The following is a 20,404-nucleotide window of genomic DNA, read 5'->3' as shown; positions in this document are numbered from 1 at the left end:
CGGCCAAAATCTCATGCCCCCGTCATGTAAAAATCGAGATAAGTATACCGGCCGTCACGGCCGAACCGATAACCCCCGCCACGTTCGGACCCATTGCGTGCATGACTAGAATGTTGCTGTGATTCTCTTCAAGTCCCACTTTGTTGACGACCCTCGCCGCCATCGGGACGGCCGAAACACCGGCCGCACCGATCAGCGGATTGATCGGTTCTTTGTAAATCAGGTTCATCAGTTTTCCCATCAGTACACCGGCTGCCGTACCGATGGCGAAAGCGATCAGGCCGAGAAAGAGGATACCCAGCGTATCGGGAACCAGAAACTTCTCCGCCGCCAGCTTGGAGCCGACACCCAGGCCAAGAAGAATGGTTACGATATTGATCAGGGAGTTTTGCATCGTGTCGCTTAGACGGTTGACCACGCCCGACTCTTTGGCGAAGTTTCCGAAGGTGAAAGCCCCGATCAGCGGCGTCGATTGGGGTAGGATGAGAATACTCAAAACGAGGATGATCAGCGGCAGAAAAAGCTTTTCGAGACGATGCACTCTGCGCTGCTGTTTCATGACGATCGCCCGCTCCTCTTTCGTCGTCAATGCCCGCATGATCGGCGGCTGTATAACCGGAACCAGCGCCATGTAGGAGTAGGCGGCCACGGCGATCGCCCCCAGCAGGTCGGGTGCGAGCTTGGCGGCGATGAAAATGGAGGTGGGTCCGTCGGCCCCCCCGATGATCGAGATGGCGGCACAGTCTTGCAGCGAAAAACCAAAGAGCGGCGTATACTGCGAAAGCGCCGCCGCACCGATCAGTGTCGCGAAAATGCCAAACTGCGCCGCGCCGCCCAACAGCGCTGTCTTGGGATTGGCCAGCAGCGGTCCGAAATCGGTCATCGCCCCCACGCCCATGAAAATGAGAAGCGGGAAAAACTCGTTGGCGATACCGGCATTGTAGATGATTCCCAAAAATCCGTCGGGACCTGTCATGTCGGCCACCGGAACATTCGCCAGCAGACCCCCGAAACCGATGGGCAGAAGAAGAAGCGGTTCGAACCCTTTGGCGATGGCAAGGTAGAACAGAATCATCGACACACCGATCATGATGATGCGTCCCCATGTCTGGTGAAAACTGCCGATCTTCTCCCCGTTGCCCTCTTTGACACCCTTTTTAGGTGTGGTCAGCGCATAGATACCGGTAGTTTCGTAAAATGACTTGAGAAGATCGATGATCGATTTGTCGTGTGTTGTGACAGGAGATGTATCATCCGCACCCTTGGTCACGTATGCAGGATCCGTATGTTGCGATGCCGTCAGGGTACCGGCGAGAAACAGCATCAGAAACAAAATCGCACCGAAAGCCTTTTTCATGAGACACCTCTACTGAACATGCGCCAGCACCTGCCCTTCCTTCACCGTCTCGCCCGTCTGGACATCGACCTTGACAAGAACACCGGTTTTGGGTGACGGAATCTCGATCTCCATCTTCATCGCCTCAATGATCATGATGACCTCCTCCTCCTGGACCTTCTCCCCCGGTTTTTTCAAAATCCGCAGGACCGTTCCCGGAATCTGCGCGATCACTTCCACCATATTGTGGTCGACTTTCTCATGGCCCGGTGTCGTTGTCTGTGCTGGTCTCGGAGGCTTGGAAGTTTCAGGTGCCAATGCAGCGCTCTCGATTCGTTTGACGGAGATTTCGCCCTCTCCTTCGATGACTTCGACATTGAACTTCTCTCCGTCCACAACGACGGTGTAGATTCCGCCTGCAGATTCCGACTGAGCGGGTGCCGGGGTCGGCGTTCGGGGCTCGCTGGCGACGGCAGGTTCCTCTTTGTGTTCTGTCGTCATGCTCTTTTTGCGGACCATCAGGGGGCTTTCGCCCTTGAGGAAGGCGATTCCCTTCTCCTGGCAGGATGCGGCGATGAAGATATTCTCTTCCGTCGCCTCGATCCCTTCTTTTTCCAGAACCCCTCTCCAGTAGGCGATCGATTTCTTTTCGTCCCGGTCGGCGATATCGAGCGGATTCTCCGTCGTCGGCTCGAGCTCCAGCTGCTCGGCCGCTATTTTGACGATCTCCGGATCGGGCTCGACCGGCGTTTTGCCGAAGTAGCCAAGCACCATACGGCCGTACCCCGGCGCGATCTTTTTCCAGGGACCGAACATCACATTGTTGAAAGCCTGCTGCCAATAAAACTGCGAAACCGGCGTCACCGACGTGCCGTATCCACCCTTTTCGACCACTTCGCGCATGGCACGGATCACGAGGGAGTATTTGTCGAGAATGCCATTGTCCCGCATCATCTGCGTGTTTGCCGTCAAAGCGCCGCCCGGCATCGGAGAGAAGGGAATCAGGGGCGAAACCTGCGTCGCTTCCGGCGGGATGAAATAGTCGCTCAGGCAGTCGTTGAGAACCTCCTCATACTGCAGCACCTTCTCGAGTTCGAGTCCGCCAAGATCGTATTCGCCCCCTTTGACCGCGTGCAAAAGAGTGAGAATGTCGGGCTGGCTCGTTCCGCCGCTCACCGGCGCGACCGCCAGGTCGATGCCGTCGACACCCGCTTCGAGGGCCGCGAGATAGCAGGCGACACTCACCCCCGCCGTCTCGTGGGTATGCAGGCGGATGTGGGTGTGTTCGGGAAGCAGCTTCCTGGCCCGGCTGATGGTTTCGTAGACCTTGTTGGGGTTGGAGGTACCGCTGGCGTCTTTGAAACAGAGACTGTCGAAAGGAAGGTCCGAATCGAGAATCTTTCGCAGCACCTTTTCGTAAAAATCGGCATCGTGGGCGCCGGTGCATCCTGGAGGAAGATCCATAATCGTGATGACCACTTCGTGGCGCAATCCGTGATTGTGGATGCATTTGGCGCTGAAGGCCAGATTGTCCACATCGTTGAGAGCGTCGAAGTTGCGGATCGTCGTCGTGGAGTGTTTTTTGAAGAGTTTGGCATGAAGGTCGATCAGTTCGCGGCTGCCGGTATCGAGCATGACGGTGTTGATGCCACGCGCAAGCGTCTGGAGATTGGCATCGGGCCCCGCTTTTTCACGAAACCTGTCCATCATCTCGAAAGCGTTCTCTCTCAGATAGAAGAATAGACTTTGGAAACGGGCGCCGCCGCCGAATTCGAAATGGCTGATACCCGCCTCCCTTGCCGCTTCGACGGCGGGAAGAAAATCCTCCATCAGTACCCGGCCGCCGAAAACCGACTGGAAGCCGTCCCTGAAGGTCGTATCCATAATGTCGATAAACTTTTTCACGTTGTTTCCTTACTTCTTTTGTAGTGGTGAATGGCCGCAATCATCGCGGCCACTTTTCGTTTGCGCCCCCGTTCATCCTCATGGACCGTTTCGGGCTGCCGAAGCGGCACCGGTGCGCTTTCGTTTTCGATAAAGTAGCGGGTGATCAGATTTTTCTGCAGCCTTAAGACGAGCACAAGAACATAGAGGAACAAAAAGACGATCCCCATTCCAAGAACCGTATATTTCGTCGACTCCGCGACCATATCTTCCATAAGGCATTTCCCCGCAATGTTTAAATTTGAAACCATTTTAACCTAAAAATACTTCCGAAAGTGTAAATCGCTCTTTTCTTACCAAATGTAGAAAAATGTTACATTTGTTTCTTCAAAAGATAGCAAAACGTGCGAACCATCCACCCTTACAGCAAAAAGAGTGTAGAATGGTAATACCTTTTAATTCCTACAGGAGAGTAACATGAGCGACAATTTCAAAGAAGAGTCACTGCAGTACCACAGAGCACGCAACGAATTCGACACCAATGGTAAAATCGGAACACTCATCACCAAACCGTGCGATACGGAAAAAGAGCTTTCGATGGCCTACAGCCCGGGTGTCGCATACCCCTGTCTCGAAATCGAGAAGGATATCAATACCGCCTACGACTACACCAACAAAGGCAATCTGGTCGCTGTCATCAGCGACGGCACGGCGGTTCTGGGGCTCGGAGATATCGGTCACCTCGCCGGCAAGCCCGTTATGGAGGGAAAAGCGGTCCTTTTCAAAACCTTCGCCAACGTCGATGCCGTCGATATCGAGCTCAATGTCAAAGAGCCGGAGAAAATCATCGAAACGGTTGCGGCGATCGCGGATACTTTCGGCGGAATCAACCTCGAAGACATCAAAGCACCCAAATGTTTCGAAATCGAAGAAAAACTCAAAGAGATCTGTGACGTTCCTGTCTTCCACGACGACCAGCACGGTACGGCGGTCATCACCACGGCGGGTCTCATCAACGTTCTGGAGATGACAGGCAAGCCGGTCGAGGATCTCAAAGTCGTCGTTATCGGTGCCGGTGCCTCCGGTATTGCCTGTGCCAAAATGTACAAGCAGCTCGGTGTCAAAAACATCACGATGCTCGACTCCAAAGGTGTCATCCACAGCGGACGCACCGACCTCAACAAATACAAGCAGGAATTCGCCTTCGATACGCCGGACAGAACGCTTGACGACGCAATCAAGGGTGCCGATATGGTTCTTGGCCTCAGCGGCCCCGACCTCATCAGCGCGGAACAGGTCAAGACAATGGCGGAGAGTCCCATCATCTTCGCCTGTGCCAACCCGATTCCCGAAATTATGCCGCCGGTGGCGAAAGAGGCACGCCCCGACGTCATCATGGGTACAGGCCGAAGCGACTTCCCGAACCAGGTCAACAACGTTCTGGGATTCCCGCAGATTTTCCGCGGAGCGCTCGACGTTCGTGCCACGAAAATCACCGAAGGGATGAAAATGGCGGCAGCCAAAGCGCTCGCAGCCCTGGCGAAAGAGCCGGTTCCCGAGCATGTCAAAAAAGCGCATGGCCGAGAAAACATGGAGTTCGGGCCCGAATACATCATTCCTTCTCCGTTCGATCGCCGCGTTCTCGTATGGGTCGCTTCCGCTGTCGCTCAGGCCGCGATCGAAGACGGTGTCGCACGCATCGATCCGGCTTCCTTCAATGTCGAAGAGTACAAAACGAAACTTCAGCGCCTTGCCGATCACCTCGACGGCAAGATCTGATACCTCTTTCCACTCGGGGCCTTGCGCCCCGGCTTCCGTTTCTTCCCGCCCTTCTGTGCCATTGCATAACCCATCCTACAACCGGGTAAAATCCTCAAAAAAAAGATACGATCTTTTTGTTTTTCAAAACAATGAAACAGTCATTGGAATCTATGATGCGGTGCGAACGTGAAGATCTTCGGAAGGGTAAAAGGAAGAAGTCACCTATTCACGCACGGTAGAAATTTTCGCACAGAGCCGCAAAACAGTCGTTTCCACAAAATTAAAAAGTCCTGCTCTTCTCTTTCCCACCGCGCTGCAAAGATAAAGCGCCTTTCCACACAGGCGAAGGCACGCTTTGAAAAATCATTTTTTCTTTTTGCCGACTACGAATGAAATGTTGGCGTTCACCCGATACAGAACGATCTTGCCTTTCTCCACTTTTGCACTCATATCTTTGATATAGATGGATTTGATGTTTTCGACACTTTTTGCAGCCTCTTTGACCGCGTTGGCGGCGGCGTCTTCCCAGCTTTTTTTGGACTGCGCGATCACTTCGATCACTTTGACAACACTCGACATTTTCTCTCCTTTTCAAACGGAATATGTGTCATTATACCGCATATCGGCTTCATGCCCATTCTCTCGTTGCCCATTTGTTATAACCGAATGCAACGCAGCAGTCACCATCATCCAAGGCACCATCGCCGTACCGTCTTTGCGTTGCGAAGGCATCGGCGTAGCTTTGGCTGCGCCTCGCATTATGTGCGTGCTGGTTGGAACATAGGGAGTTACGACGGCGTAATATTAGTTATAATTGAAAACCCCAAACGCTCGGAGGGTCTGCTTTGAAAACGGATTTTCTCATTATCGGTGCCGGTATCGTCGGATTGAGTGTCGCCAGGGCGCTGCAGGAGAGATTTCCCACAAAATCGATCAGCATCATCGAGAAAGAAAGAGATGTGGCAATGCATGCGAGCGGCCGCAACAGCGGTGTACTTCACGCCGGTTTCTACTACACCGCCGATTCGCTCAAAGCGCGCTTCACTCGCGAGGGCAATGCCCGCCTCAAAGCCTTCTGCCAAGATTACGGTCTGCCGATAAACGCCTGCAAAAAAGTGGTGATCGCCCGGAACGAAGCGGAGGTACAGACGCTCCATGAGCTGGAAAACCGGGGGCGCGCCAACGGGGTTGACGTACGCATCATCGACGAAAAAGAGCTCGAAAAGATCGATCCCAACGCCAATACATTCGGTTACGCCCTCTACAGCCCTACCACCGCTACCGTCAATCCGAAAGCGGTCGTCAGAAAACTGAGGGATGTCGTTATCGAAAACGGGGCCAAACTCCATCTCAATACCCGCTACCTCTACCGCACCGGGCTCAACCGGATCAAAACCGATCGGAGCGCTTTCGAAGCGGACGTCATCATCAATTGCGCCGGGCTCTATGCCGACAGGATCGCCAAACAGTTCGGTTTCGGCGACAGATTCACCATTGTTCCCTTCAAAGGCATCTACCTCAAATACAGCGGTGGCGACACTCCCATCGTTACCAATATCTACCCCGTCCCGAATCTGAAAAACCCCTTTCTGGGCGTGCACTACACTGTCACCGTCGACGGCACGATCAAAATAGGACCCACGGCCATCCCCGCCTTCTGGCGAGAAAACTACGAAGGCTTCAGCCGCTTCAGCTTCGACGAGATGATGGAGATTCTGTGGTACGAAACGAAGCTTTTCGTCACCAACCGCTTCAATTTCCGCTCCCTTGCGTTCGAGGAGTTCAAAAAATACTCCAAAAAGCATCTCGCCGCCCTCGCCCGCGACATGGTCAAATCGATCGATGAGAAAAAATTCGACACATGGAGTGTCCCCGGCATTCGTGCCCAGCTGCTCGATACCGAAACTCTGGAACTGGTTCAGGATTTCGTCGTGGAGGGAGACGAAAACTCCATCCACATCCTCAACGCCGTCTCACCCGCCTTTACCTGCAGCCTTCCCTTCGCCGAATGGGTCGTTGAAAAGTATGTCGCAGAAAAAGAAGCGGCGAGGAGTCTTTGACTCAGGTTAAAAACACCCTGAGCGCTATGGCGCCGTGGGCGCCGATAACAAGAGCCTGTTCGATGTCGGCGGTTTTGGAGGGGCCGCAGAGAAAAAGAGCGTATCCGGTCTCGCTCAGATCGATCCGCTCATAGGCTTCGTGCATCGTGGCGACGATGCGCTCGGCCGGAAGCAGGACGGCCAGATTTTCAGCCAGCGTCAGAAGCTCTCTGGGATAGCGGTCCCGAGGATCGATCCAGACCGCCCCGTTTTCCGCCACGCCAAACGAAGCTTCCACTATGGCGAGCCCGACCGTTGAGAGCTTTTCAGGAACAACCACCGGATCGAGGCGTGTATCCACTGCAATCGTCGCATCGGCAAAAGCGGCTGAAATCGCCTCTTTCAAATCGCCACGAACTTCCGTCGCATCACCACCGGCCGCTTTCAGCGCGTTTTTGAAAGCCTCTATGGGGTCGTCAAAACGCATTGCCGCAAAGTCAAAAGCGGGTGGGGCTTCGGGCTCGTCGCAGCGATCTTTCAGATTCGCGAAAATTTTCATCTTCTCCGACATCGTCTCTCCCTGTAGAGTTCTCTGAACGCCTTTTTGGCGGGTATCGGCATCTCCCGCTCCCTTCCCCAGAGGTTGAAGCGGTTATAAAGCAGACCTCTTGGAAGTCTCGGAAGCACCGCTCTTGCCAGCCCCATAAGCATCTCGTAGAGTTTCGGATGACGAAGCAGGAAGGCCGCCATTTTCAGGCCCGCTCTTTTGCCGGCGTAGTCGGGTACCGCAATCGCCTCTTCTCTCTCGTCACAAAGTCGGGCGTGCAGATCGATGCGCACGGGACAGACATTGTCACAGGAAGCGCAAAGCGAGCAGGCAAAGGGGAGCGAAGCAAATTTTTCCACATCCGACGCTCCCGCCAGTACCGAACCGATGGGCCCGGGAACCACGGTGCCGTAGCTGTGGCCACCGCTGCGCCGGTAAACAGGACAGGTGTTCATGCAGGCACCGCACCGGATGCACGAAAGCGCCCCGGCCTGCCGGCCTTTTAAGAGTCGACTCCGTCCGTTGTCGACAATGACTACCACAAGGCGTCCGCCCGGTTTGGGGCGCATGAAGTGGGAGGTATAGGTGGTGATCGCCTGCCCCGTGGCACTGCGTGCGAGAAGACGGGTGAAAACACCCAGTTGCTTGGCTGAAGGAATCACTTTTTCCAGTCCCATGCAGGCGATATGCAGATTAGGAAGCGCGGTGCCGAGGTCGGCATTGCCTTCATTGGTACAGACGACGAAACCGCCCTCTTCCGCCAGGGCGAAATTGACACCCGTGATCGCGGCGTCGGCTTCCAGAAATTTCTGCCGCAGATGCTCGCGTGCCGCGCGTGTGAGATAGTGGGCATCGGCGTTGCCGGGGTCGGTATGCAGATGCTTCGAAAAGAGTGCGGCCACATCCTCTTTTTTCATGTGGATCGCCGGAAGGACGATGTGACTGGGATGGTCGCCGGCCAACTGCACGATCCGTTCCCCCAGATCGGTGTCGGTCACTTCGATGCCCAGGCTCTGCAGATGGGGGTTGAGACCACACTCTTCCGTCAACATCGACTTGCTTTTGACCACCCGTACCGCGCCGTGTTCTTTTAGAATCTCCGCCACGATACGGCGGAGTGCCGCACCGTCTGCTGCCCAGCGTACGTCGATACCGTTGGCCCGGGCGTTGGCCTCGAACCGCTCGAGATAATGACCCAGATGGGCAAGCGTGTGGGATTTCACCTTTTGTGCACTCTCCCTCAGCTTCTCCCATTCCGGCACCGAACGGGCGGCGCGATCACGCTTTTGACGGACGAACCAGAGTGCTTGGTCGTGCCAGCGGGTTCTTTCGATATCGGATACGAACGCGGCGGCGTTTCTTGCATGATCGACCATCACACCCTCCCGGTCATGAGTTGGGCCACATGCACAAAACGCACCGGTATGCCGTCCCGCTTCGCAAGTCCCTCCATGTGCATAAGGCACGACATATCGACCCCTGCCACGATATCGACCCCGTTGGTCCGGTGGTCGGCAATGCGGTCACGTCCCATCATCGCCGATACCGCACTCTCCTGGATACTGAACGTTCCGCCGAAACCGCAGCACTCGTCCCGGGAGGGCTCCACCACCTCCAGCCCCTCGATTTTCGACAGTACCGCTCTGACCTTGCTGAAGGGAGGAATATGCAGTTCGCTCGGAGCGGCCAGACCCAGCTCCCGAAGGGCGTGGCAACTGTTGTGCAGACCCACACGCCCCCGAAAAGGGGTTTGAAACCGGAGATTTTCGATTCCGACCACGTCGTGGAGAAATTCGCAGAGCTCGTAGACCCTTTGCCTAAGAAGAGGGTAGCGGGCATCTTTCACGATCCCGTCGTAGCGATGTTTGACCGCTCCGATACAGCTGCTGCTCGGTGCGACGACAAAATCGAAGTCGGCAAAAATATCGACGAATCTCTCCGCCAGTTTCCGGGCATCATAAACCATGCCGTTGTTCAAAAAGGGCTGGCCGCAGCAGCTCTGGTTTTCGGGATATACCACGTCAAACCCCAGCGACTCCAGCACCTCCAACGTCGAAAACGCCGCCTCGGGATAGAAGTCGTTGACATAGCATGGAACGAAAAGTCCGACCCTCTTACCCATCCAGCATCCCCTTGTGCCGGTAGTTTTCGAGCTGGCTCACATTGCCGCTGACTCCTCCGCTGTGGATATAGAGAATCGGCTGCGTCAGGTTTTCGTAGGCATCAAGCAGTTCGAGCCATGTTTTCGGGGCATAGATCAGATCGAATTCCACACCCGCTTTGCCGAGTCGTTGCCATATCGCATAGTACGCTCTGTTCGGCTTCGCGAAAGGCCACTTGCCCCTCCTGTCCAATACGGAGGGATAGGCGCTCATATCCGGTTCGAGCTCTCTCCACTGCGCCCGAAGGACCTCTGCATCCCCCACCACCGGAACCGTCACCACATCGATGTCGGGAGGGAGGTTTTTGCGCAGATAGAGTGCCGTCGTTCCCGTACCGCTGGGTGTCGCCACGGTCAGCCGCGGCAGTTTCGTCTCATCCTTCCATGCCCGTATCTCCCGGGCGAGTGTCGCGATCCCCTCTTCTGCGATCGGATCGGCGCCGCCCTGGGGGATGAAGAGCGCATCTTCGCCGCAGGCTCTCGCCACATCCGAAACGAGGGGGTAAAACCGCTGTGTCTGCACTTCGTGCAGTTGCATACCAAGGGCCAGTGCCGCCGCCAGATTGCCGGTGGGACGGGACCTCAGCCAGGATGGCAGCATCTTGCAGTAATAATGGAAATCCCAGCCCTTCGCCTGTGCCAGATAGGCGATCGAGAGCATGGCGTTGCTCTGGGCGCCGCCGTAACTGACGATGGTGGTGTAGCGTTTGGGGGAGAGTGTCAACAAAGCGGAGAGTTTTCGGAGTTTGTTTCCGCTGTAGCGCGGATCGGTCAGATCGTCGCGCTTGACATAAAAGAGCCGGCCGTCGATTGTCAATCTATCCACCCGGGAGGGCGGATAGGCCCTTTTAGAAGCGGTCAATGCAATTGAGATCTTCGAATGCTGTTTTGAGGCGCGCAGCCATCGATTTTTCGCCTTCGCGCAGCCATTTGCGGGGATCGTAGTATTTCTTGTTCGGCTTCTCTTCCCCTTCCGGGTTGCCGATCTGTCCCTGCAGATAGTCGTGATACGTCGCGACATACTGCCTGACGCCGTCCCAGAAGGCCCACTGGGTATCGGTGTCGATGTTCATCTTGACCACCCCGTAGCTGATGGCGTCGCGGATATCCTTCAGCTCGGAACCGCTGCCGCCGTGGAAGACGAAACTGACAGGTTTTTTCCCGGTTTTGTACTTCTCTTCGATATATTTCTGGGAGTTGTCGAGAATCTCCGGTCGAAGCACGACGTTGCCCGGTTTGTAGACACCGTGGACGTTGCCGAAGGAGGCTGCGATCGTGAAACGGTCGCTGATTTTGCTGAGCTCTTCGTAGGCGTAGGCGACCTCTTCGGGCTGGGTGTAGAGGAGTTTGTTGTCCACATCGGTGTTGTCGACGCCGTCCTCTTCCCCGCCGGTGATGCCAAGCTCGATCTCCAGCGTCATGCCCATCTTGTCCATGCGTTCGAGATAGACCTTGCACGTCTCGATATTCTGTTCGAGGGGCTCCTCGCTCAAATCGATCATGTGGGAGCTAAAAAGCGGCCGACCCGTTTTGGCGAAATGCTGTTCGCTCGCCTCCAGCAGCGCATCGATCCACGGAAGAAGCTTGCGGGCTGCATGGTCGGTATGCAAAATCACCGGTACGGCGTAGGCTTCGGCGACGGTATGGATGTGCTGAGCCCCGCTGATCGCACCGAGAACCGCCGCTTTGTCACTGTCGAGACCTTTGCCTCCCAGAAACGAAGCGCCGCCGTGGCTGAACTGCACGATGATGGGAGAGTTGACACTCTTCGCCGCTTCCAGCGCCGCGTTCATCGAATTGCTTCCGACGACATTGACAGCGGGAAGGGCGAACTCGTTCGCTTTGGCGATTTCGAAGATTTTCTGGACATCGTCCCCTGTGGCCACACCCGGCTGGACAAAATCTGATATTCTTGACATCTCGACTCCTCTTTGGATTGATGAAATAGTGTTGTTTACCGATTATACTTGATTTTCGCTTTCGCTTTTAACTCCTGAGCGATCTTCTGCATTTTCTTCTTGAATTTCTCCATCTTGAGATTCTGCTTGATCCGCTCTTTGACTTCACTGAAGGGAATCGTCTGTGCCGGCAGTTTCTCTTCGACATAGATGACATGGTAGCCAAACTGCGTTTTGACCGGTGTTTTCGTATATTCGCCCGCCTTGAGCGAGAAGGCGGCATCACTGAACGGTTTGACCATCTGTTTGCGTCCGAATCTGCCAAGATCGCCGCCGCGGGATGCGCTGGGACCGGTCGATTTGCTCTTCGCCAGTTCGATGAATTTCTCTTTGAGTTTGCTTTTGGGCGTTTTGTTCAACGTATCGATGATCGCCTTTGCCTCCGACTCGGTTTTGACGAGGATATGGCGGGCATGGACGCTTTCGGGACGCTGGAATGCGTTTTTGTGCTCTTCGTACGCCTTTTTCGCTTCGGCGTCACTCACCTTGATGGTGTCGAGCTGCTTTTTCATCCAGACATCGAGTGCCAGTTTCTTCTTCAGTTTCGCCAGGGCCTCTTTGTACTCTTTGTCTTTCTCTATGCCGCTTTTGATCGCCTTCTCCTGAAGCAGCTGCTGTTCGACCACCTGGTCGAGAACCTTTTTCTTCACATCCTCCGGAAGAGCGTCGTAGGTGGTGCGTGCACCCATGGCATTCATCACGTCCTGGATATCCGCTTTCGTAATTTTGTGGCCGTTGACCGTGGCGAGCACATCGGCTGCCGGAAGGGAGAGTGCCAGTGCCGCGGCGCTCAATCCTGCTATGACAAGTTTTTTCATTCTGTTCCTTTGATTCGATTTCATGGGTGGCATTGTACTTAAATTCCGATTAATGAAGGTAAACTGAAAATTATTCCATGTTGTGGTAGACGTTCTGGACGTCGTCATCCTCTTCCAGGGTCTCGATGAGCCTCTCCACCTTTTCTGCCGTTTCATCGTCCACATCGATCGTGTTCGTCGCTACAAGCCCGACGGAGCTTTCCAGAATGTTCACCCCCGTCTTTTCGATCGCCTGCAGCAGCGTGTCGAAATCGGCCGGCTCGCTCTCGATGACCAGAACTTCGTCGAACTCCTTGATATCCGTAGCTCCATTATCCAGCGCAACCTCCATCACTTCGTCATCTTTCTCGCCCCTTTCAACGGTGATGACCCCTTTTTTTTCGAACATCCACGAAACGCTGCCACTGGTACCCAGGCTTCCGCCCGCCTTGCTGAAAGCGTGACGGATGTTGGCCACCGTCCGGTTGCGATTGTCCGTCATCGTCTCGACCATGATCGCCACACCGCCGGGGCCATACCCTTCGTAGGTCACCTCTTCGTAATTGACACCCTTGAGGTTGCCCGTCGCCTTGTCGATAGCCCGCTGAATGTTTTCGGCCGGCATCGAAACGGCACGCGCCCGCTCGATCGCAAGACGCAGCGCCGCATTGGTATCCGGATCGCCGCCCCCCGCCTTGGCGGCCGTTGTAATGTCACGCACCGCTTTGGTGAAGAGTTTGCCCTTCTTGGCATCCTCCTTCGCTTTGATATGTTTGACTTTGGACCATTTGTTGTGACCTGCCATTGATCAACCTCTTTTTTGGTGAAATTTGGGCTTATTATACTCTTCGTCGGGTATAATTTCTATAAAAAACGTGAGAAGGCTTGATCGCGACAGCGCGCCGGTGAGAAAGGGGAAAAAGGTAATGCGTGAATGGAATGCTTTGCTTTTGGGTCAACCTCTTGCCCTCTTGCCTTCTCATCCGAAAGGTTGCTCATGAAACTCGCCACGCAAAAAGAGATCGAAGAGATCAAAAAAAGATTGCTGGAGCACTATCCGAGTGCGGAAACCGAGCTGCATTATCGCAATGCCTATGAACTATTGGTCGCCATCATCCTGTCAGCCCAGTGTACCGACAAACGCGTCAATATGATCACCCCGGCGCTTTTTGAAAAGTATCCCGACATTCCCAGCCTCGCCAACGCGGACCTTGACGATGTCAAGGAGTTGATAAAAACCTGCTCTTTTTTTAACAACAAAGCGAAAAACCTGATCAAAATGGCGCAGATGGTCATGGAAAAATACGATGGAGAAATACCGCTGGATGAAAAGGATCTGGTCAAACTTCCCGGCGTCGGCCAGAAAACGTCCCATGTTTTCATGATCGAATACACCCATGCCAATCTGATGGCCGTAGACACCCATGTATTCCGTGTTGCGCACCGTCTCGGACTCACCGACGCCAAAACCGTGGAGGGAACGGAAAAAGATCTGGTAAGAAAGTTCAAAACAGACCTCCATCGTATCCACCAGGCGATGGTCCTGTTCGGACGTTACATCTGTACGGCGAAAAATCCCAAATGCGCAACAGAATGTTTTTTGACAGATCTTTGCAAAAGCAAAGAGAGTTTCAAAGCAAGATAGGGGAAGAGACTTCCCCCGGGGTTTTTATGCGATTTTCTTCTGGAAGAGCTCTACGAGATTGTTTTTGTTCTCTTTGACGAGATCTTTTTTGAGACTCATGAAAAGCGACTCTTTCACAGCCGGTGACACCTTCTCCATGACCCGCTCGAAAATCGTTTCCGGCAGTCCGAGATACCATTTCGGAGGATTGTTGGCCGCCACCGCATCCGAAATATCTTTCGCGATCGCTTCGATCACTTCCGCTTCCACGCGCTTGACGAGTTCATGACGCTCGCCGACGCTGCCTTGGGTGAACTCGCCTCTTCCCTGGCTGCCCCCTTTGAACTGGCCCGCCTCGTCGGTGACGATATCCTGTACTTTCCAGTGGGAAACCACATAGTCTTTCGCATCGATGAGATCGAGCTTTACATTGTCCGGTTTCAGGCCCGCTTCCGCTTCCAAATCGCGCGGCTGCGCTTTGTAGATTTTCATTTCGCCCAGGTCGGCGACGATAACGAGATCTCCTACTTTCATTCCTTTTCTCCTCTGATTGATTTGTCGAGATTGTATCATTCCTTGATTAAATCGATGATAAATCCGCGACGATCCGTTCAACGACATGCATGACTTTTTCGACGGTCGAGAGTTTTACGCGTTCTCTGTCCGAATGGGGATCGAGAATGGTCGGACCGATGGACGCGATTTTAAGGTGCGGATAATCGTGTGCGAACAGAGCGCACTCCAGTCCTGCATGAATCGCGGCATAAGAAGCATCGGGTTCCACGGTTCGATAAAGAGCAAGCACTTTTTCGCTGAAGGGATTGGTCACCGGCTCCCAGGCCGGGTATTTTCCTTCCCGTCTGCAGCTGTATCCCAACGCGTCCCATCCGGCCACGCTTTGTTCGACGAGGCGCTCGAGATCTTTGTTCGCCATGGATCGGGCAGAGAGAGCTATTTCGATCTCGTCGCCGACAAAAAAAACCTTCGCGAGATTGATACTGCTTTGCGGCAAAGAGAGTTCCCGATTCCATGCGCGCACACCGTGGGCGAATCCGAAAAGAGCTTCGGCAAGCCTTTTTCCATCGACAAGCACGGAGCCCGCCTCTTTTCCCGTCTCTTCGATACGGATGTGTGGCGAATCGCTTACGGGCAGGATGCCCTCCGGCGACCACACAATAGCTTTGGCGTGCCGCGGTATGGCGTTGATCCGCTCTCCCCCCTCAACACTCGCAATTTCCAGAAAATGATTTTTCGTCAAAACGCCGGCGAGTTCCGTAATCGCGTTTGGAAGATTGTCGGCTATATTGACCCCCGAATGGCCTCCCGGTGCTTCAGCCGTTATGGCAAACCACGCTCCACTCCCCTCCGCCTCTTGAAACATGGCATCTTTTCTGACGAAAACATCCTCTCCTCCCGCACATCCGATATAGACCTTTCCAAATTCCTCGCTGTCAAGATTGAGCAAATAGGGTGTTCTGATTCTCAAATCGAGATCTCTTGCTCCGAGCAATCCGATCTCTTCGTCGTTGGTAAAAAGAAAATCCGCCCCCGTCCCTTTTTTCATCAAGCAGAGCATTATCGCCACCCCTATCCCGTTATCGGCACCGAGTGAACTCTCTTTCGCGGACATCCAACCCTTTTGCACAACCAGTTCGATGGCGGGCGCTTTTGCGATACATACCATGTCGTAATGGGACTGAAAAGTGACACGGCTCCCTTTTCCATAGGCCATGACGTTGCCGGCACGGTCGATTTCGACACGATAGCCGCACGATGCGGCAAAATTTTTCAAAAAGTGCCGCATCGCTTCGGTGTCGCCGCTGCAATGAGGTATTCGCGAGAGTTGGGAAAAAATATGTATGACGCACTTGTCAGCCATTCAGCAATCCTTGCCTCAATTGGGTCGTGTTTTTCACAGTAATATTATAGAAATTAAACTTACAGAGTGTAGAATGGAAGGTATGAAAAAGATGAAATACTTTTTGATATTGCCGATATTGTTTACACTGCAAGGATGCGTCTACTTCAATGATAACGGTATCGGCACAAGAAAATACAGAGACTGTGTCGAGTATTACGATGCGGAAGGCATTTATCATTGCGAGTGCGACGAAAACCTGGTGGATTATGACGAATTGTTGCAAAAAGGAGAGTAATGAATCCCCTGTCGCGCCTCACCATCAAACAGAAGATGATCCTTCTGATCGTTTTGCCCATTTTCGCTCTTATCTATTTCACCGGCACAGAGCTTGAAAAACATTTCAAATTTACGGAAAAAGTCGAGAAAGTCAAAATACTCGTGCACCTGAGCGAAAGCCTCAGCCGTCTTGTACACGAAACCCAAAAAGAACGCGGAACGAGTGCAGGTTTTACAGGAAGCAAAGGCACAAAATTCGTTACGAAGCTGCCACAACAGAGAAAACTCACCGACGGACGAATCAAAGAGTATCAAGAAACTCTATCGCATATCGACCTGTCCAAATTCCCTCCGGAGCTGAAAAACAGAATCACCGCTCTCAACAAAGATATTGAAAAACTCCCTGCGATTCGGCAGAAAGTTTCTGCTCTGACACTTCCTCTCAAAGAGGTGGTCGGTTTTTATACGAAAATGAATGCCAAAATGCTCAACATCGTCGCGACCTCCTCCAAACTTTCACCCGATGAGCACATTACCAAAGACCTGGTCGCCTATACATCTTTTTTGAAATCAAAAGAGCGTGCCGGTATCGAAAGGGCGGTGCTCAGTGCGACATTTGGGGCTGACAGATTCGCGCCGGGCATGTATATGAAATTTATCACACTGATGGCGGAACAGAATGCCTATATGGATGACTTTCTCTCTTTCGCACCGGATTCGATGGTCAAACTCTACAAAGAGGCGATACGCCACCCTTCCTTTCTGGAAGTTCAAAAAATGCGTGACATCGCCATCGAACATGCCGCAACCGGCGGATTCAATGTCGATGCCGAAAAGTGGTTCGACACGATCACCGGCAAAATCAACGTCCTCAAAAAGATCGACGATCGGATCGCCGCGCAGATCGAAAAAGATCTCGACAGCTTCCACGATACGGCGATCATCGACACGATGATCGGTATTGTCGTCATTCTGATTATGCTCGTCGTCGCAGGACTCTCGGTCCAGGATCTCCAAAAGCGTCTCAACTCTCTCAAATCACTTATCACCAACATCGCTGAAAGCAAGGATTTGACGACGGAGATACGCATCTACGAAAACGACGAATTCGGAAGCATCCGGTCGGCTCTTCGGGATTTCCTGAAGGCGCTTCACGATTTCTCGTCCCACGCGCAGCAAAGCGCCAACGAAAACAAACGGGTCTCCGACCAGCTCGACCGTACTTTCGATTTCATCACGGACAACATTTCGAAAGAGGCCGCCATCGTGGACGAAGGGGCCAGGGAGGCGATGAACCTCAAAAACAAGCTGCTCGCCAGCAACGAAGAGGCCTCGTCGACCAAAGAGAACATGCTCGAAGCGAGCAACAGCCTCCAGGAAACCATCAGCCTGGTTCAAAACACCATCACGCAGATCGAAAACAATGCCGTCGTCGAAAACGAACTGGCCCAGCGGCTGCAGCAGCTCAGCCACGACGCGGAGCAGGTCAAAGAGGTTCTGACAGTCATTTCCGACATCGCCGACCAGACCAACTTGCTGGCGCTCAACGCCGCCATCGAGGCCGCCCGCGCCGGCGAACACGGGCGCGGTTTTGCCGTCGTCGCCGACGAGGTGCGTAAACTCGCGGAGCGTACGCAAAAGAGCCTGGCCGACATCAATGCCACCATCAACATCATCGTCCAGGCGATCATGGACAGCTCCACGGCGATGAACAACAACATCGAAAACGTCAACCGCCTCACCGAAGACGCGTCCCAGGTCGAACAGGAGATCGGCAATGTCTCGAACAAAATGACGGAAGCGGTCAACAGCGTCGAAGGAACCGCCAGAGCCGTCGACGAAGCGGCACGCATCATGGAAGCCTTCATCGAAAAGATGACCGAAATCAAGAAGCTCTCCGAAACCAACAAAGAGAGTATCTTCCAAAGCGACGAAAACGTCAAGCGCATCGGCCAGCTCGCCGACGAAGTTCTGCGCCAAATCAGTCAGTTCAAAGTCTGATTCAGCGGTGGGTTTCCCTCACCCGCTCCTCTATCGCCTCTTTGATCGTTTCGAACGCTTTTCCCATGGCAAAACAGGCCCGCATATCGCAGGCGACAAACCCCTCAATCTCCTCCGCCTCTTTCACCAAAAACGGATAGCCGATGTTCTCGATGGCAACACGATAACGCAGCAGGGTATCCCGTTTTGCCTTGATCGCGATGACACCTTCACTGTAGCGCAGAAAGGCGCGCAACGCTTCCGGGTAGGCGTCGGGGCGGCTCTGCAGAAACGCCCCTTGGGCTTCGAGGCTCCTTTTGACTGGCGAAAGGTAGGCCGGTTCGGCCGAAAGCAGGGCGATGTCAAGTAGATTGTTGAGCATCCGGGAGAGGGGCGAGGTGTAGTAGCTGTCGGAGATGTCGGCGTAGCTTTTGATCTCCCCATCTCCAAGCAGCCACCTCCCCTCGCCTTCATAGAACTGTTTCAATGCGATGTCGCACCACCGTTTCGCATCGCGCAGGTAACGCTCCTGCAGAGTAGCCTGATACATCGTCAAAGCGGCATCGGCCATGAAGGCATAATCTTCCAAAAGTCCCGCCTGCTCGGGCTTTTGACCATAGAGCACCTGATGATAGAGGCTTCCGTCCTCTTTTTGCATCAACTTTTCAAGAGCTTCGTAGGAGCGTTGCGCCTGGGCGAGATAGAGGGGTTCTAGGTCCGAAGCGATGGCCAGGGCTTTGATCGTCATGCCGTTCCACGCCGTGATGATCTTTCGGTCGACAAAGGGAAAAGTGCGCTTCTGCCGCATCTTTTTGAGCACCATTTTTGCTTTGACGTACCCTTTGGGTTCACGCCCCGATGTGCGCCTGGCATGGGAGAGTTCGGAGTCGAAATTCCCCTCTTTTTTGATATCGAAAAAATCGAGTATCTCTTTGGCTTCCTTTTCGCTGAAACCCGACTCTCTCAGTCGATTGTAGGCGTCGTCGTAGCGGTATAGGTAGTAACCTCCCTCCTGATGGTCGCTGTCGGCGTCGCTAGCTGAGAAAAAGAGCCCCTCTTTGGTTCCAAAACGCCGGTTGATCTCGTCCACTGTCTCGATGACCACCGTTTTGAAGCGCTTTTTGCGGGTCATCTTCCACGCTTCCACGTAAAGAGGAATCAGCTCGGCATTGGTGTAGAGCATCTTTTCAAAATGGGGTATGATCCAGGCTCTGTCGACACAGTAACGGAAAAACGCACCGCCAATCTGATCGTACAGACCGCCACTTTGCATCGCATCGAGCGTCTCGATGGCCATCTTCCTGGCTTTTTCACTGCCCATGAGGCGATAGATGTCCAAAAGCAGGCGGATTCTAGAGCTTTCCGGGAATTTCGGCCTCTCCCAGAACCCTTTGAAACGCTCGTCGTAATACTCCCACATATTCTCCACCGCTTTTTCCGCCAGTTCGGTCCCGGCATCGATCCTTTTTGGGGGTATGCGGTTCGATTTTTCCGCCAGTGCGGCAATCGCCTGGGCCCGACGCCGGATTTTCTCCCTGTCGGTTTTGTAGAGTTTTCCAAACAGCGGTATCAGCGTCTGCATTCCCCGCACCCCGTAGGAGTCCTCCGGCGGAATGTAGGTGGTGACATAGAAGGGTTGAAGCTCTTCGGTAAGAAAGACGCTCAGAGGCCATCCGCCGCTTCGCCGATGGATCAGTGCATAGATGCGCTGGAAGTGCCTGTCCAGATCGGGCATCTCTTCCCGATCGACTTTGACAGGAACGAACCATCGGTTGATCAGTTCGGCGATCTGGGGATTTTCGAAACTCTCATGGGCCATCACATGGCACCAATGGCAGGTGCTGTAGCCGATGGAGAGAAAGATAGGCTTGTGCTCCCGTTTCGCTTTCTCGAATGCCTCCTCGCCCCACGGGTACCAATCGACCGGATTGTGCCTATGCTGTTTGAGATAGGGAGAGCTTTCGCCTTCCAGATGGTTGGTGAAAATTTCTGTGGCGAAAATGAATGGAACAAACAGTGTCATCAATAGGATAAAATAGCGTTTCATAACGGTATGATAGCGTAAGGAGATACGGGTGTGTTTGATTCTGACGGTCGTTTTCGTGGTTTTGGGCATTGAGGCTTTGTTGCGAGGAGAGTGGCCCTCCGCCGCCCTCTATGGCTTCATCGCCCTCTTTTTC

19 protein-coding genes are annotated in these 20,404 nt (G+C 53.7%); 5 read left to right on the top strand and 14 right to left on the bottom strand.

Translation table 11 applies throughout. The features are described from left to right. Positions 1-22 precede the first annotated feature (22 nt). From JMG82_RS11200 to JMG82_RS11190, 3 genes are read right to left on the bottom strand one after another with little or no spacing between them, the layout of a single operon-like run. The gene (locus JMG82_RS11200; RefSeq protein ID WP_236579139.1) at positions 23-1,357 is read right to left on the bottom strand and encodes a sodium ion-translocating decarboxylase subunit beta; all 1,335 of its coding nucleotides are present in this window, start codon (positions 1,355-1,357) and stop codon (positions 23-25) included. A gap of 9 nt (positions 1,358-1,366) precedes the next feature. Then, entirely contained in the window at positions 1,367-3,220 is a 1,854-nt protein-coding gene (locus tag JMG82_RS11195) for a biotin/lipoyl-containing protein (RefSeq protein WP_201354428.1), read from the bottom strand. A gap of 17 nt (positions 3,221-3,237) precedes the next feature. After that, the gene (locus JMG82_RS11190; RefSeq protein WP_201352817.1) at positions 3,238-3,495 is read right to left on the bottom strand and encodes an OadG family transporter subunit; all 258 of its coding nucleotides are present in this window, start codon (positions 3,493-3,495) and stop codon (positions 3,238-3,240) included. A gap of 202 nt (positions 3,496-3,697) precedes the next feature. Between JMG82_RS11190 and JMG82_RS11185 the strand changes: the two genes are divergently transcribed. Continuing rightward, positions 3,698-4,999 carry a malic enzyme-like NAD(P)-binding protein gene (locus JMG82_RS11185; protein ID WP_201352816.1) on the top strand — a complete coding sequence of 434 codons (1,302 nt, stop codon included), beginning with the start codon at positions 3,698-3,700 and terminating at the stop codon, positions 4,997-4,999. A gap of 345 nt (positions 5,000-5,344) precedes the next feature. Here JMG82_RS11185 and JMG82_RS11180 read toward each other — a convergent pair whose 3' ends face one another. After that, positions 5,345-5,560: a dodecin family protein gene (locus JMG82_RS11180; protein WP_201352815.1), complete on the bottom strand. Its 216-nt coding sequence runs from the start codon at positions 5,558-5,560 to the stop codon at positions 5,345-5,347. 266 nt (positions 5,561-5,826) lie between these two features. Between JMG82_RS11180 and lhgO the strand changes: the two genes are divergently transcribed. After that, complete coding sequence (lhgO, locus tag JMG82_RS11175) at positions 5,827-7,041, top strand: L-2-hydroxyglutarate oxidase (RefSeq protein ID WP_201352814.1); 1,215 nt, start codon at positions 5,827-5,829, stop codon at positions 7,039-7,041. A 1-nt stretch (position 7,042) separates the two neighbouring features. On the opposite strand, the gene JMG82_RS11170 is transcribed toward lhgO, so the two are convergent. From JMG82_RS11170 to JMG82_RS11140, 7 genes are all read right to left on the bottom strand, one after another. After that, on the bottom strand, positions 7,043-7,591 hold the full coding sequence (locus JMG82_RS11170; protein WP_201352813.1) for a LutC/YkgG family protein: 549 nt from the start codon (positions 7,589-7,591) through the stop codon (positions 7,043-7,045). Continuing rightward, positions 7,576-8,943: a lactate utilization protein B gene (locus JMG82_RS11165; RefSeq protein WP_201352812.1), complete on the bottom strand. Its 1,368-nt coding sequence runs from the start codon at positions 8,941-8,943 to the stop codon at positions 7,576-7,578. Before JMG82_RS11165 ends, JMG82_RS11170 begins: the two co-directional genes overlap by 16 nt. Continuing rightward, positions 8,943-9,689 carry a (Fe-S)-binding protein gene (locus JMG82_RS11160; RefSeq protein ID WP_201352811.1) on the bottom strand — a complete coding sequence of 249 codons (747 nt, stop codon included), beginning with the start codon at positions 9,687-9,689 and terminating at the stop codon, positions 8,943-8,945. Before JMG82_RS11160 ends, JMG82_RS11165 begins: the two co-directional genes overlap by 1 nt. Continuing rightward, on the bottom strand, positions 9,682-10,554 hold the full coding sequence (locus JMG82_RS11155) for a pyridoxal-phosphate dependent enzyme (RefSeq protein WP_201352810.1): 873 nt from the start codon (positions 10,552-10,554) through the stop codon (positions 9,682-9,684). The genes JMG82_RS11160 and JMG82_RS11155 overlap by 8 nt, the downstream gene beginning before the upstream one ends. A gap of 22 nt (positions 10,555-10,576) precedes the next feature. Further along, positions 10,577-11,647 carry a class II fructose-bisphosphate aldolase gene (fbaA, locus tag JMG82_RS11150; protein WP_201352809.1) on the bottom strand — a complete coding sequence of 357 codons (1,071 nt, stop codon included), beginning with the start codon at positions 11,645-11,647 and terminating at the stop codon, positions 10,577-10,579. Positions 11,648-11,682: 35 nt separating this feature from the next. After that, positions 11,683-12,504, bottom strand: a complete 822-nt coding sequence (locus tag JMG82_RS11145) for a peptidylprolyl isomerase (protein ID WP_201352808.1) — start codon at positions 12,502-12,504, stop codon at positions 11,683-11,685. Positions 12,505-12,574: 70 nt separating this feature from the next. After that, positions 12,575-13,288, bottom strand: coding sequence for a YebC/PmpR family DNA-binding transcriptional regulator (locus tag JMG82_RS11140; protein ID WP_201352807.1), 714 nt, complete (start codon positions 13,286-13,288; stop codon positions 12,575-12,577). Positions 13,289-13,480: 192 nt separating this feature from the next. On the opposite strand from JMG82_RS11140, the gene nth reads away from it, so the two are divergent. Then, complete coding sequence (gene nth, locus JMG82_RS11135; RefSeq protein WP_201352806.1) at positions 13,481-14,128, top strand: endonuclease III; 648 nt, start codon at positions 13,481-13,483, stop codon at positions 14,126-14,128. Positions 14,129-14,152: 24 nt separating this feature from the next. Here nth and JMG82_RS11130 read toward each other — a convergent pair whose 3' ends face one another. Beyond that, complete coding sequence (locus tag JMG82_RS11130; RefSeq protein WP_201352805.1) at positions 14,153-14,641, bottom strand: host attachment protein; 489 nt, start codon at positions 14,639-14,641, stop codon at positions 14,153-14,155. A gap of 46 nt (positions 14,642-14,687) precedes the next feature. Continuing rightward, on the bottom strand, positions 14,688-15,986 hold the full coding sequence (locus JMG82_RS11125) for a peptidase dimerization domain-containing protein (protein WP_201352804.1): 1,299 nt from the start codon (positions 15,984-15,986) through the stop codon (positions 14,688-14,690). A gap of 82 nt (positions 15,987-16,068) precedes the next feature. Here JMG82_RS11125 and JMG82_RS11120 point away from each other — a divergent pair, with 82 nt between their 5' ends. Further along, a complete protein-coding gene (locus tag JMG82_RS11120; RefSeq protein ID WP_236579138.1) occupies positions 16,069-16,263 on the top strand; it encodes a hypothetical protein in 195 nt (64 codons plus the stop codon). Then, positions 16,263-18,245, top strand: coding sequence for a methyl-accepting chemotaxis protein (locus JMG82_RS11115; protein ID WP_201352803.1), 1,983 nt, complete (start codon positions 16,263-16,265; stop codon positions 18,243-18,245). Before JMG82_RS11120 ends, JMG82_RS11115 begins: the two co-directional genes overlap by 1 nt. Position 18,246: 1 nt before the next feature. Here JMG82_RS11115 and JMG82_RS11110 read toward each other — a convergent pair whose 3' ends face one another. Further along, on the bottom strand, positions 18,247-20,340 hold the full coding sequence (locus JMG82_RS11110) for a thioredoxin domain-containing protein (protein ID WP_201352802.1): 2,094 nt from the start codon (positions 20,338-20,340) through the stop codon (positions 18,247-18,249). Positions 20,341-20,404 lie beyond the last annotated feature (64 nt).

It is taken from the genome of Hydrogenimonas urashimensis (assembly GCF_016593255.1).
Lineage (GTDB): Bacteria > Campylobacterota > Campylobacteria > Campylobacterales > Hydrogenimonadaceae > Hydrogenimonas > Hydrogenimonas urashimensis.
Note: the sequence above shows the minus strand (reverse complement) of the source record. Positions and strands in the feature narration are given on the sequence as shown.